This window comes from Coprococcus sp. TM115-187, from assembly GCF_027679115.1.
In the GTDB taxonomy this organism is placed as follows: Bacteria; Bacillota; Clostridia; order Lachnospirales; family Lachnospiraceae; genus Allocoprococcus; species Allocoprococcus comes.
On the sequence record NZ_JAQEKS010000002.1, the window covers coordinates 159,688 to 172,707 of the forward strand.

Genomic DNA, 13,020 nt, shown 5'->3' on the forward strand with positions numbered 1-13,020 from the left:
ATTTATTTCCCTTTTCTTCCTTTTATCATCATGAAAATTACGATCGGTGCACCAAAGATCGAAGTCACGGTACTGATATTCAGCTCCAGTGGTGCAAATGCCATACGCGCGATCAAATCACATCCCATACAGAACACCGCCCCGCCAAGGAATGTTGCCGGTATCACAACCAGCGGTTTTGCCGTCCCGAGAAGATGCTTGATCAGATACGGAACTGCGATTCCAACGAATGAGATCGGCCCTGCAAATGCGGTCACACATGCGGAAAATACACTGGAAAGCAGAATCAGAAGCACCCGGAACACACGGATATTGACCCCCATACTCTGCGCATACATTTCTCCCAGCTGATACGCTCCGATCGGCTTTGACAGGAAAAAGGTAAGGATCAGTGTGATTCCTACCATAAGCGCTGCTACCTTTACATTGCTCCAACTCATACCGGAAAAGCTTCCCTGTGACCAGCCATGCAGATTCACGATATCTGAATCCTCCGCAAAAGTCACTACAAAATCAGTTACTGCCGAGCAGATATAACCGATCATGATTCCGCCAACCAGAAGAGTTGCCATATTCCGGATTTTTCTTGCAAGAAGCAGGATAAATCCAATTGAAAGCATAGATCCGATAAATGCTGCAATGATCAGTATATAAGATGATACCAAAGTGTAATATTTTAAAAAGATGATCATCGCCAGAGCGACCATCATCTTTGCACCCGAAGAAATCCCCAGTACATACGGTCCTGCGATCGGGTTGGAAAAAAATGTCTGCAATAAAAATCCGGAAAGGGCAAGTGCCCCTCCCAGAATCCCCGCCATCAGGACACGCGGAAGACGGATTTTCCAGATAATATTCATCTGCACCTGTGTTCCTTTTTTCAGAAACAGGATCCGTAAAATCTCAGGAACCGAGATCTGTACATTTCCGGTATTGATGTTCAGCACTACGATCATGCAAAAAAATGCTGCCAGCACCGCAAAGACTCCCATATATCTTGTATTCCTTTTCCAGTTATTTTTCATTCCTGCCTGTCCCATTTTCTTCTCCGTTTTCTATTTTACATGGTATAAAAATGTCATCTTGCTTTCATCGCCGCCTGTCAGCATCAGATTCATATCCGTGATCAGTTCCCCAACGATATCGGTTGCCTGATACAGATATTTACCGGTACACCATACATTTCCTTCTTTGACTGCTTTGAAATCAGAAAAAAGTGCATCTTTTTCTTCCAGATCTTTTACACTGTTGATTGGATTATCGATACTTGAATTATAAATCAGATAATCTGCATCCGCCGCCTGTGCGTAAAACTCTTCCATTGTAAGTTTTACTGCTGAAGTATTACTGTCATCGCCAGTCAGATCATCGAATACATATCTTCCACCGGAAAGTTCGATCATTTTCGGAATATAATCATCACTTCTTCTTACTACCACCGTTCCGTCACTGCTTACATAGAAAAATGCAACTGTCTTCTCGGTATTCTTAAAATCTTTGAGCGCATCGACATTTTCCACCTGCTTTTCAAAAAATGCATCCGCTGCATCTTCTTTATTCAGCATTGCTGCATAAAGTTTGATCCATTCAGTTCTTCCTAGAGGATGCGATTCATAGCTGGACCGGTCGATCATCACCGGGATATCCAGAGATTCGATCATCTCCTGTACCTTCGGTGTGTGAAGGATCATGGTCGATTCGATGGCAAGATCACAGTCTTCGTCTACCAGCATCTCATAATCCGGTTCACTGTATTTCCCTGCAAATTTCATTTTCCCGTCATCCATCGCTTTGACTGCATTTTCAATATACCATCCGGAAGCCTGGGTACCTGTCATTGTGATATTATCCAGAGAATCGATCGCATTAAAAAGTGCCATTGCAGATGTCGCCGCAAGATAAATATGATCCAGCGGCTGCTGAAGGATCACGTAATCCTCCTCGGCTCCATCCGGCACATCCTGATTTTCCGGGACGACCAGAAATTTTGCATCGTCTTTGATATCGATCATCTTATAGCCGTCTTTGTAGTAATATACCTGAAAACCTTCGGCATATTCCAGATCCATCGCGGATTCATAAGTGAGTCCGTCAATCTCCGGACCTTTTTTTTCTTTGGCACTTTCTTTCGTACTGCTGCTTTCTGTTTTTTTTGTATCTGTTGTATTCTTTTTCGTCTGCCCGCATCCGGTCAGTGCTGCCGTCCCAAGCAGCACTGTACTCAAAAGAATGCACCCCAGACGCATCGTTCTCTTTTTCATTTTCTACCTCTGTATCCAAAAAAGAATCTACCTAGTTTTTTGCAGAAGAATCTGTACTGTCTGTCTGCGCGAAAATTGCCTCGTAAACCTTGCTCCACTCTGCTTTTGCATCATCCTTTTCCTCATCTGCTGACCGGTCAACGATCATCGGAACATCCAGAAGAACAAATTTTTCTGCCAGCTCTTCGTATCTCTTCTGCTGATCTTCTACCGACATTTTCTTCTCATTCTTTTCATCCGGAAGAATTTTATTGGAAAGGATTGCAAGATCACACTTACTCTTCATCAGTTTTTTATTTTCCGGTTTCTTATAGGTTCCTGCATAAATGATCTTCTTAGCTTTCATTGCTTTTGCAATGCCTTCTACCTTACAGTTCTTCTGTTTTACCCCTACTGATGTAATCTGGTCTGTTGCATTCAGCTTATCCAGGATTTCCAGTACTTCCTCCGAACCTACATATGCAGACTTCTTTGGCTTCTGGATCACGATCATTTCTTTATCCAGACCTGCCGGAATTTCTGCGTCTTCCGGGACGATCAGATAACGGACGATCTTTGCTTTGTAAAGCGCAAGCTGTTCTTCCTGTGCCGGTGTCAGTCCGGAATCTGTATCTTCTTTTGTATCCTTTGTCTTGGTCTCTTTTGTATCCTCATCTTTTCTCTGATCGATTTCTAAAAGAGTGATTCCCTGATCATAATGATAGATCTTGAAGTACTTAGCATGCTCTACCTTTGTCTCAGACTGATAAGAAAGTCCCATGATTTCCGGCGCTTTCTCATCCAGTGTATCTGCACTTAAATTGGTCTCCCCACTTACTGTAGTTCCGTCTGCTTTTGCTGCAGCACTTAGGTAAATGAAAATCGAATAGCTGATTTCATGCGCTGTTGACATCTTGGTTGTCATACCGATGATCGTATTGTTCTTGTTCAGTTCTACCGGAATGACAAATGTAGACGTACTTCCGGTTGCTGTCGGATAATAGGTATTTCCATTCGCTTTTACATAGCCATAAGAACTACTGCTAAATACAATGGTAGCATATGCCTGACCGCCTGTCACGGTAATCTTGGTACAACTGATACTGACCTTTCCGGTTCCACCTGACCAGGAAAATTTATCCGGTGTATAGACACCGTCTGCAAGTGTTGTTGCACTGTTTACACGGGCAGTTCCACCATTTAAATCTGCCTCGTATTTGGATTCTTTGTCCGGGGTCTGGTTTGTGCCTGTGCCTCCGGAAGTGGTGCCGGTTCCAAAGTTGGTGTTCTGGCTGGTGTTATTTCCCTGGTTGGTGTTGCCATTATTTCCAGTAGTTCCATTTGTGGAATTGCTATTGTTCAGATTCTTCATGCCTGCTGAGGCGAATGTCAAGGTACGGTCATACCATACTTGCTTTTTATGAGAAAATGCTGCCACTGAAATTCCTGTGTCTAATAAAGAAACCGGAATCGTATAGGTATACATACCATTTTTGTCCACAACATAAGGAATCCACTTGGACTTATCTGCAAGTGCTGCTTCTGCACTTGTTCCTACATACAGATAATCATATCCTGTACCACTGAGTGTAATTTTTGCAGTCATCTCTCCATTTTTTGATGTTAAGATGCAATCCGTAACTTTAAACATGGATGAACTTGAAGTTACGTTTACTTTATAAGAGCCATCACTTACCTGAACATATTTGGTCATTCCTTCTGTCTTGAATGTTAATGTACGATCAAACCATTTACCACCTTTTTTCCCATGTGCTGCAATCTGAATCCCAGTATTCATGCTTTCCACCGGCACTGTAAATACACATTTTCCTTCTACAATTTCTTTAGGCGCAATTAACTGATCTTTTGAAGCTTTTTCAGCATCCTTAGCGGTTCCCACGTATAAATAATCATATCCTGTTCCACTAAGTGTAATATCTGCCTGCATCTTGCCACAAACAGATGTCAACACGCAATTTACTACACGAAACATTCCACTAGCTGAAGCTGCATCAACATCTACTACATACTTTCCAGTATTCAGTACGTTCTTGTCCTCATTTTCCGGTTTCTGGTTTTCGCCACTTCCGGTACCCGGTTTGCTCTCTCCTAAATTGCCCCCCTGCTCAGGATTTTCTGTGTCGTCTTTTTTATTTTCTGCTGACGATGAAATATGAAGCGTGTAATCTCCGTCTTCTTTCTTACTCACCCAACCTTTCTTTTGGCTATGCGGTACAAAGGCAACATCCGTTCCATCTGCTGACAGTGGAAGTTCAAATGAAAATAAATACCCGTTGCCTGTTCCTGTTCCAACTATCGCCTTTTCTTCTTTCCGTTCAACTGTATCAGCTTTACTTCCAATATAAATTTTATTGTAAGTTGTATTCTCTGTTTCTATCGAAACTTTCAGGTGATCATTTTCTTTTACAACAGAAGACGATCCAACCTTAAACATTGCAAAATCACTGATAACATTTTTCTCTTCCTGCGTATTCACTTCTCCAGCATTTTGCGCCGTTTCTTCCGACTTAACCTTCTGCTCCTCTGCAGCTTTCTCTTCGCTCTTTCCGTCTTCGCCCGCTTCTTTCTTCTCTGCCTCAGTTACATTCCCTGTTTCCGCATTTTCTTCTGCTTTCGGCTCTTCCTGACTCTTCTGCTTCTCGTCCGTTCCCTGTCCGGCAGTCGTTTCTTCTTCCTGTTCAGTCACTTCTTCATCCGGCTGACCTGCTGCGTCTGCCGCACCGATTTTTCCGTCTGTTACTTCTACGGTCTGCTGACCTGATTCTGTATTTTCTACTCCTGCCACTGCACTGTCCTCAGCGTAAGCATAAGAAACCGGTGTAACCGACATTGCAACTGCCATGAAAAGTGCAAGAAATTGTTTTGAATTCCTCTTCATAATCCAACTATTCCTCCTGATGTCCTGATCTTTTGTCGCTCGACAGCTCGATGATGTACATTCGCCAAATTCAGTTTCTCGTGCAAGCATAAATCTGCACTTGGCTCATCGTATGCAAAAAAAATCTGCTTCCTTTTTCCTGAAAGCAGACTTCACCTACACCCTCTGCCATCGGAACTCTTTTCCGTATATATGGCAGCACAAAAATCTTGCTTTCATACTCAGTATGAAGCAAGATATCATTTCTTTGTGTATGTAAACGCGCTTTCATCGGAAGCAATTTACTCTCTTTCAGCAGGTCTCCTGGCTTATGGATCTTAACAAAGCTGCACCTTCTCACATTTTTTATGCAATGGCTTGCCGCCGCTTTGCTCCTCATTTACAGTGACCGGATCGCTCAGGACTTTCACCTGATTCCCTTTTAAGCCGACCAGAAATTCTTCTGCCTAGCACTGAAAAAGTTTCTTTATTTATTCTTACTCACTATAACAGATATATTTCTTCTTGACAAGAGTCATCTTTCCTGGTTTATTTCCCTATTTTTTCCAAACTCTCCATTAAAAATCCCGGAAGTTTTTGTTCCAAAATCGACACCTTAATGACTATATGTTTATCATAATTTCATGACCTACTTCATTTATATATAGAAAGCGAAGGGGATCGAAATGAGAAAAAAGTGCCAGTGAATGTATGGAAATACTCTGAAATAAGACAATGCAGCCGCCAGATCGACGACTGCATTGTCTTATACTCTTTTTCGTACAATTTTATTTTTTCGCTGCCTCAAAATTACGATGAAGTAATTCGTGGGTCTTTCCTTTCAGAAGTTCATCATATAATGACAGGATCAGCGGATTCTCATTCGACTTCTTAATCTGCGTATTGATATCGGTATCATACAGACCTTTGCTTCTGGCTATCCTGCTTCTCGGACCTGCCGGGACTGGCTGTCCGCCACCCATGATACATCCGCGCCTGCATGCCATAACCTCAACAAAGTCGTAATGTACCTCGCCCTTCTGGATCTTCTTCATCAGCGCATCTGCATTTCCAAGTCCACTGACAACAGCTGCATGGATAGTACGTCCGTTGTAATCAAACTCTACTTCTTTCAGTCCTTCTTCTCCACGAACTCCACTGAATTTGATCTTATCCATTTCCACACGGTTATGTCCTTCACGAAGGCGCCTGAGTACGGCTTCTGTCACACCACCGGTTACTCCGAAGATCACACCTGCACCAGATCCGATACCAAACGGCATATCGGATGCTTCTATCTCCAGATTTTCAAAGCGGATACCGGATTTCCGGATCATTGTAATCAACTCTGTTGTAGTCAGTACATAATCAATATCCTGTTTTCCATTCGTGGAAGATTCCGGTCTTAAAATCTCTTCTTTCTTTGCAGTACACGGCATGATCGATACAGAAACGATTCTCTTTCCACCATTCTTTTCCGGATCCTTATAGTATTCACGGATCACAGCACCAAACATCTGCTGCGGTGAACGGCAGGTTGACAGATTTTTTGCCAGATCCGGATAACGGTTCTCACAGAATTTTACCCATGCCGGACAGCAGGATGTAAATAATGGGAGATTTTCTCCGGATGCAAGTCGTTCAAGAAGCTCTTCAGATTCCTCGATCACCGTAAGGTCTGCACCATAAGAAGTATCATAAACTTCATCAAATCCAAGGCGGTGCAACACATTGACGAGTTTTCCCATCACATTTTCCCCTCTTGGAAGGCCGAACTGATCGCCGACTGCGACCCGGACTGCCGGTGCGATCTGTGCGATCACCTTTGTATTCTTATCTGCAAGAAGATCCCAGATCACTTCGATATTGGTATTGATACTGATCGCACCTGTAGGACAGACAACCCTGCACTGTCCACAGTTTACGCAGTCTGTCTCTGCAATCTTTTTGTTAAATGCCGGTGTTACCAGAGCCTTTGTTCCCCGGTATGCAAAATCAATCGCATTAACAGACTGTACATTGTCGCACATACGGACACAGTCACCACAGAGAATACATTTATTCGGGTCACGCACGATTGACGGTGAACTGAAATCCAGTGGATACTGTTCTTTTGTATTTTCAAATCGGACGGTTGTGACGCCCATACGGTGTGCCAGCGCCTGAAGCTGACATTCTCCACTCTTGATACAGGTTGTACAGTCTCTGCAATGTGCAGCAAGTAAAAGCTCCAGAATCATCTTACGATATTTCATAAGACGCGGAGTATTCGTGTAAATGACCATCCCATCTCTTGGCGGTTCTGAACAGGATGCAAACGTCTTTCCTCTCTCATCTTCTACGGTACACAAACGACAAGCTCCATACACAGACAGTTCTGAATGGTAGCAGAGTGTCGGTATATCTATATCTGCATTACGGATGACAGAAAGTACATTCGGCTCATCTGTAAACTCTACCTTCCTTCCATCTATTGTCATATATCCCATGACTCATTCCTCCTATTTCTCGATATGAATTGCTTTAAACGGACACTGTTCCATGCAGGCTCCGCACTTGATACATTTCTCCTGATTGATATGATAAGGAGATTTCAGCACGCCTTCAATTGCACCTGCCGGACAGTTTCTTGCACACTTCGAGCAGCCCTTGCATATCTCCGGATCGATCTGGAATTTACGCAGATTTGAACAGACACCTGTCCGGCAGCGTTTCTCGTTGATATGTTCCAGATATTCCTCTTCAAATGCATTCATGGTACTGATAACCGGTTTCGGTGCGCTCTTTCCAAGTCCGCAAAGCGCCGTACTCTCAATCATATCTGCCAGTTCACGAAGCTCGTCCATATCGGATGGTTTTCCGTTTCCTGCTACAATACGCTCCAGGATTTCAAGCATTCTCTTTGTACCTTCACGGCAAGGAACACATTTTCCACAGCTTTCTCTCTGTGTAAAACTCATGAAAAATCTGGCAACCTCTACCATACAGGTATCCTCGTCCATGATAACCAGACCGCCCGAACCGATCATTGCCCCGATCTTCGCCAGTGAATCAAAGTCCATCTTACTGTCCAGCTGATCCTCGGTCAGACATCCACCGGACGGACCACCGATCTGTACTGCTTTGAATTTCTTGTCATTCTGGATTCCACCGCCGATGTCATAAATAACTTCGCGCAATGTAATTCCCATTGGTACTTCGATCAGTCCTGTATTTCTTACATTACCGGTCAGTGCAAATGCTTTCGTTCCGGGACTCTCTGGTGTACCGATTCCTTTGAACCAGTCTGCACCATTTGTTACGATCATCGGAACATTGGCATAGGTTTCTACGTTATTAAGAACAGTTGGTCTTGCCCATAATCCCTGCTCTACTGTACGTGGCGGTTTTACTCTCGGCATTCCACGTTTTCCTTCAATGGATGCCGTCAGTGCGCTGCCTTCTCCACAGACGAATGCACCTGCACCACGGTTGATATGTAAATGGAAACTGAAATTGGTTCCAAGAATGTTGTCTCCTAAAAGTCCGATTGCCTCTGCCTGGCTGATCGCTGTCTTCAGTCTTTCAATCGCAAGCGGATATTCTGCACGTACATAGATATAGCCTTCCTGTGCCTGTACTGCATATGCTGCGATCATCATGCCCTCGATCATACGGTGCGGATCACCTTCCATGATACTTCGGTCCATAAATGCACCCGGATCACCTTCATCACCATTGCAGACCACATAGCGGATCTTTTCTTTCTGGGAAGCAACCTGCTGCCACTTTCTGCCGGTGCGGAATCCGGCACCTCCACGTCCACGCAGATTCGAATCATAGATTGTCTGGATCACTGCTTCCGGTGTCATCTCAAAGAGTGCCTTTTCGATTCCGGCATAAGCACCGACTGCAAGTGCACCCCCAATATGCTCTGCGTCGATATGTCCGCAATTCTTCAGTACCAGTCTGGTCTGCTTTGCGTAGAACGGAATCTCTTCCTGTGACGGATAGGTCACTCCATCCATCTTGTAGAGAAGTCGCTCTACCGGTCTGCCACCCAGGATTGTTTCGTTATAAATCTCTTCGCAGTCTTCCAGTTTTACTTTAATATATAAATAATTATATGGCTCAATTCTTACCAGAGGTCCCATCTCGCAGAAGCCATGACATCCACTCTTCATAACCTTTGTATGTGCGATTTCTTCCCCGATCTTTACTTCTACCCCTGTATGATCTTTTGTCAGTTCTTTTAACTTTTCATAAATCTTGCCTGATCCACTTGCCAGACATCCGGTTCCCCCGCAAACCAGTACTCTGCAGTCAGCCGATTGTTTTTTCTGACATTCAATACGATATTCCTTCAGTTCCGTTCTGTTTTCAATTTTCATTTTCTTCACCTCTCAGTTCTTCAAGAAGTTTGATTACCTTCTCCGGTGACATCTTCGGATGTACTTCATCATTAACTGTGATCGCAGGTGCAAGTCCACAGGCTCCAAGACAGGATACAGTCTCTACTGTAAAAAGCATATCGTCTGATGTATGCTTGTGCTCATTTAACCCCAGCTCTTTATACAGCGCTTCCAGGATCGGAATGGATTTACGCACATGACAGGCTGTTCCGTCACAGACCTTGATCACATACTTTCCTTTCGGTTCAAATGAAAAATTCTCATAAAAGCTTGCCACACTGTACGCTTTTGCCTCTGTAATCCCGATCTGTTTTGCTACATAGGTAAGCAGTTCCGGTGGAAGATAACGGTATTCCTCCTGAATATCCTGAATGATCGGTATCAATGAGCGTTCCTCCCTTGTATGCATGGCAATGATCTCATCCGTTTTCTGATAATAAGATGCATCTAACATTCCATTTCCTCCTTCGTCATATTGTACATTTCCTTCTTATTATTCTATCATTTTTATGACATTATAACATATATCTATAGTTTTCGTTTATACATTTCATATATGATAGCTATATATTTTCCAATATATAATAATACAAGAATCAAAAGTATTAGTATTTATGAATAGACGGATAAATGTGTACCCAGCTCATAAAATACACAAAAAGAGCAGAATGGATATATCTTGGTCCGATATATCATTCTGCTCTCATTTACATCATTTCACGGATTGTTTCTTTTAAATGCTCAATAAATTCTCTTTCGTACAATTTTTTCTGATAACCCTTTTTGTAGATCAGCACATCCCGGATCATCTGTCCGGAAAATCCGGCATGCTTCTGCACCAGATTGTAGTTTTTCCTTAATTTTTCCGGTACTGGCGATACCCACATATAACTGTTTTTTACTTCCCGCAAAATATCAAACTGGCTTCCCCTTTCAAAAATATAAATTTTATTATGTGGATGAAGCGACTCTCCATTCTCACTCAGCTCGGTGTATTCTCCGGTCGGAAGTTTCCAGTCCCCATGCAGGATTTCCACACCATCTTCCAGTTCTTCTCTTGTCTTTAACTCCCTCTTTGCAAGATCTCCATCCGCAGAAGTTAAGATCATATACGGAAGCTCTGCCAGAAGTTCTGCATCCAGCCCTTTCAGATCAAGAAGCGACTGAAAATAAGGTTCATTCTCGCACAGATACCGGATGATTCCCATGGAATACCCGTTCTGCAACACATTTTCAATGGCATGCATAGAACTGTTTTCCTGAAATTCTGCTTTGATCGCCGTTTCCTTGCTCTGCATTCCGATAAACTCTGCAAATGCACTGGAAATGTAACTTGCCCTCGGAACAGTAATCTTAAATGAGAGATTTTCTTTCCCCAGATCACTGCAGTCCCTTTTCATTTCCTCTATTTCGTAAATGATCCTTTTGGCATACTCCAGAAATTTCTGTCCTTCTCTTGTCGCCTTAACTCCCTTTGACGACCGCTCAAAGATAGAAATTCCAAATTCCCGCTCCAGATGCTTGATCGCTTTACTAAGATTTGGCTGCGCCACATAAAGTTCCTTCGCCGCCTTTGAGATTGATCCACTCTTATCGATTTCAACTACATAATGCAAATCTGTCAGATTCATCTTCCCCATCTGCCTTTCTGATCTCTGACTTTATCTCCCCATAACTATTTTCTGAACTTTTATTACAGATTCTTTTCCAGCCATTTACAGACTTCTGAAAATGTTCTCCCTGTTTCTTTTGGTCTTCCTACCGCAACAAGAACTGCCCCTGTTTCCTTTGCTGCCTGTACCTTTTCTCCAAAGCCTCCGGCTTTTCCCGATTCTTTGGTCACAAAATATTTTGCGCCTGTCTGATGGATCGTAGCCACGTTCATCTCCTTTGAAAATGGTCCCTGCATTGCAATGAGATGCTTTCCTTCAAAGCCAAGCGCGACCGACTCCATAACCGCCTGCTCCGTAGAGAGGACTCGCGCAAAGCAGCGCTCTTTATACTCCGTAAGCTTTGTATATTTTATCAGTTCCTTGCTTCCGGTGGTAATCAGGATCTTTCCTTCTGTATTTTGCAGATATTCCACCGCATCTTCAACCGACTGCGCCCAGATCACCCTATCCGCTTCATCCGGCACTGCTTCCATCTTCTCCCGCAGGCAACGCAGATACTGCACACCGGAGATTTCGCAGGCCCTCCTTATCTCCCCAGTCACAAGCTGTGCGAATGGATGAGTTGCATCGATCACCAGATCGATCTGCTTTTCCTTTATCATCTCTGCCATCTGCTTCTGATCCATACGCCCAAAAAAGACTTCCGCATTCTCATGCTCTCCGGTACATTCTTTTCCATATTCGGTTGCGGCACTGACATAAACTTTTACATTTCTTCCATCTAGAAATTCCGTAATCCGCCTTCCCTCCGTTGTCCCTGAAAATATTAAAATCTGCTTCATATTCTGATCCTTACCTTCTTTTCTGCCACTGCTATTGTCACCCGATTCATGCACTGCTTCGGCATCAGAAGCCTGCCATCCTCTCCGGCTGCAAGGATCGCCGCCCGCTCACAGACATTGTCCACACCCGTGACCTTCCTGACAAACTCCGAATGGGAGCTGACACATTTAACTTTTCCCAACTCTTCTGCTGAAAACGTGTAAAATGGAAGCTTCCACTTTGCCGCATAAGAAAGTAATCCCTCTTCTTCTTTTTTCAAATCAATACTGTCGATCTCAATGACTTCCTTTTCTGTAAATCCAAGGATCTTTTTTGCCTCATTGACCGCGCTTTGGATTTCTTCTTCGGAAATCCCTTTGCGACATCCGATTCCCAGCACCAGGTTCTTCGGCGGAAGATCCAGAATCGTCTCTTCTTCCCGCCTTTCACCACTTCTTCCTGCAATCCGGATTCCATATGGATAGTTTCTGAGAAACTCTTCTGTTTCACATAGCTTTAATTCCTCCGGAAACTTTCCTTCTACTGGAAATACACTGTAAAGTCCAATCTTATTCCCATCCAGAACCACAGCTGAAATCTCCTTTGCCTTTTTCCGGTCTGTCAGTACCAGACCATTGCTTTTTGCAAATACATCTACTGCAAACTTTTGTTCTACATCCGTTGCTGTAGTAAGTACTGCCTGCGCATTTATTTTCTCCGCGATTTCCTTTGCAAGCTCTACAGCTCCGCCCACATGTCCCGACAGGAGCGGAATCACATAGCTTCCTTTTTCATCCATCACCAGAACCGGCGAATCGGTAAATTTGTCTTTCACATGAGGGGCGATCATCCGCACTGCGATTCCTGCCGCCCCGATAAAAAACAAAGCCTTCTCTCCCCAGAGGCTGCCTATCCAGCTTTTCTTATCTTCCGGAAAAGCATGAAATCCGTATAATCTGCAAAACCGTGTCAAAGTATACACTTTGACACGGTATCCGCTTTGTATGAAATTCTCTCTGACTTTACAGGCCATCTGACAGCCTGCATCTGTAAAACTCAAGATTACAATTTCCATA

9 protein-coding genes and 1 riboswitch are annotated in these 13,020 nt (G+C 43.5%); all 9 genes read right to left on the reverse strand.

Features of this window, described 5'->3' with window-relative positions:
- Window positions 1-2: 2 nt before the first annotated feature.
- Window positions 3-1,040 carry a FecCD family ABC transporter permease gene (locus PGW42_RS02570; protein WP_117834389.1) on the reverse strand — a complete coding sequence of 346 codons (1,038 nt, stop codon included), beginning with the start codon at window positions 1,038-1,040 and terminating at the stop codon, window positions 3-5.
- A 15-nt stretch (window positions 1,041-1,055) separates the two neighbouring features.
- A complete protein-coding gene (locus PGW42_RS02575; protein ID WP_173825593.1) occupies window positions 1,056-2,261 on the reverse strand; it encodes an ABC transporter substrate-binding protein in 1,206 nt (401 codons plus the stop codon).
- A 31-nt stretch (window positions 2,262-2,292) separates the two neighbouring features.
- Window positions 2,293-5,139 carry a hypothetical protein gene (locus PGW42_RS02580; RefSeq protein WP_270202816.1) on the reverse strand — a complete coding sequence of 949 codons (2,847 nt, stop codon included), beginning with the start codon at window positions 5,137-5,139 and terminating at the stop codon, window positions 2,293-2,295.
- Window positions 5,140-5,415: 276 nt separating this feature from the next.
- Window positions 5,416-5,611: riboswitch (cobalamin riboswitch) on the reverse strand.
- A 295-nt stretch (window positions 5,612-5,906) separates the two neighbouring features.
- A complete protein-coding gene (locus PGW42_RS02585; RefSeq protein WP_117822865.1) occupies window positions 5,907-7,607 on the reverse strand; it encodes a [FeFe] hydrogenase, group A in 1,701 nt (566 codons plus the stop codon).
- A gap of 12 nt (window positions 7,608-7,619) precedes the next feature.
- Complete coding sequence (locus PGW42_RS02590) at window positions 7,620-9,488, reverse strand: NADH-quinone oxidoreductase subunit NuoF (protein ID WP_008371805.1); 1,869 nt, start codon at window positions 9,486-9,488, stop codon at window positions 7,620-7,622.
- The gene (locus PGW42_RS02595) at window positions 9,478-9,963 is read right to left on the reverse strand and encodes a complex I 24 kDa subunit family protein (RefSeq protein ID WP_022220742.1); all 486 of its coding nucleotides are present in this window, start codon (window positions 9,961-9,963) and stop codon (window positions 9,478-9,480) included. Before PGW42_RS02595 ends, PGW42_RS02590 begins: the two co-directional genes overlap by 11 nt.
- Window positions 9,964-10,216: 253 nt before the next feature.
- Entirely contained in the window at window positions 10,217-11,140 is a 924-nt protein-coding gene (locus tag PGW42_RS02600; RefSeq protein ID WP_182420262.1) for a LysR family transcriptional regulator, read from the reverse strand.
- A 62-nt stretch (window positions 11,141-11,202) separates the two neighbouring features.
- On the reverse strand, window positions 11,203-11,964 hold the full coding sequence (gene cobK, locus PGW42_RS02605) for a precorrin-6A reductase (RefSeq protein WP_270202817.1): 762 nt from the start codon (window positions 11,962-11,964) through the stop codon (window positions 11,203-11,205).
- Window positions 11,961-13,019 carry a cobalt-precorrin 5A hydrolase gene (locus tag PGW42_RS02610; protein WP_055246531.1) on the reverse strand — a complete coding sequence of 353 codons (1,059 nt, stop codon included), beginning with the start codon at window positions 13,017-13,019 and terminating at the stop codon, window positions 11,961-11,963. Before PGW42_RS02610 ends, cobK begins: the two co-directional genes overlap by 4 nt.
- Window position 13,020 lies beyond the last annotated feature (1 nt).

Coding starts and splice junctions, on each gene's coding strand:
- PGW42_RS02595 (WP_022220742.1), bottom strand. CDS start 9,963: ATGTTAGATGCATCTTATTATCAGAAAACGGATGAGATCATTGCCATG.
- PGW42_RS02590 (WP_008371805.1), bottom strand. CDS start 9,488: ATGAAAATTGAAAACAGAACGGAACTGAAGGAATATCGTATTGAATGT.
- PGW42_RS02580 (WP_270202816.1), bottom strand. CDS start 5,139: ATGAAGAGGAATTCAAAACAATTTCTTGCACTTTTCATGGCAGTTGCA.
- PGW42_RS02570 (WP_117834389.1), bottom strand. CDS start 1,040: ATGGGACAGGCAGGAATGAAAAATAACTGGAAAAGGAATACAAGATAT.
- PGW42_RS02600 (WP_182420262.1), bottom strand. CDS start 11,140: ATGAATCTGACAGATTTGCATTATGTAGTTGAAATCGATAAGAGTGGA.
- PGW42_RS02585 (WP_117822865.1), bottom strand. CDS start 7,607: ATGGGATATATGACAATAGATGGAAGGAAGGTAGAGTTTACAGATGAG.
- cobK (WP_270202817.1), bottom strand. CDS start 11,964: ATGAAGCAGATTTTAATATTTTCAGGGACAACGGAGGGAAGGCGGATT.
- PGW42_RS02610 (WP_055246531.1), bottom strand. CDS start 13,019: ATGGAAATTGTAATCTTGAGTTTTACAGATGCAGGCTGTCAGATGGCC.
- PGW42_RS02575 (WP_173825593.1), bottom strand. CDS start 2,261: ATGAAAAAGAGAACGATGCGTCTGGGGTGCATTCTTTTGAGTACAGTG.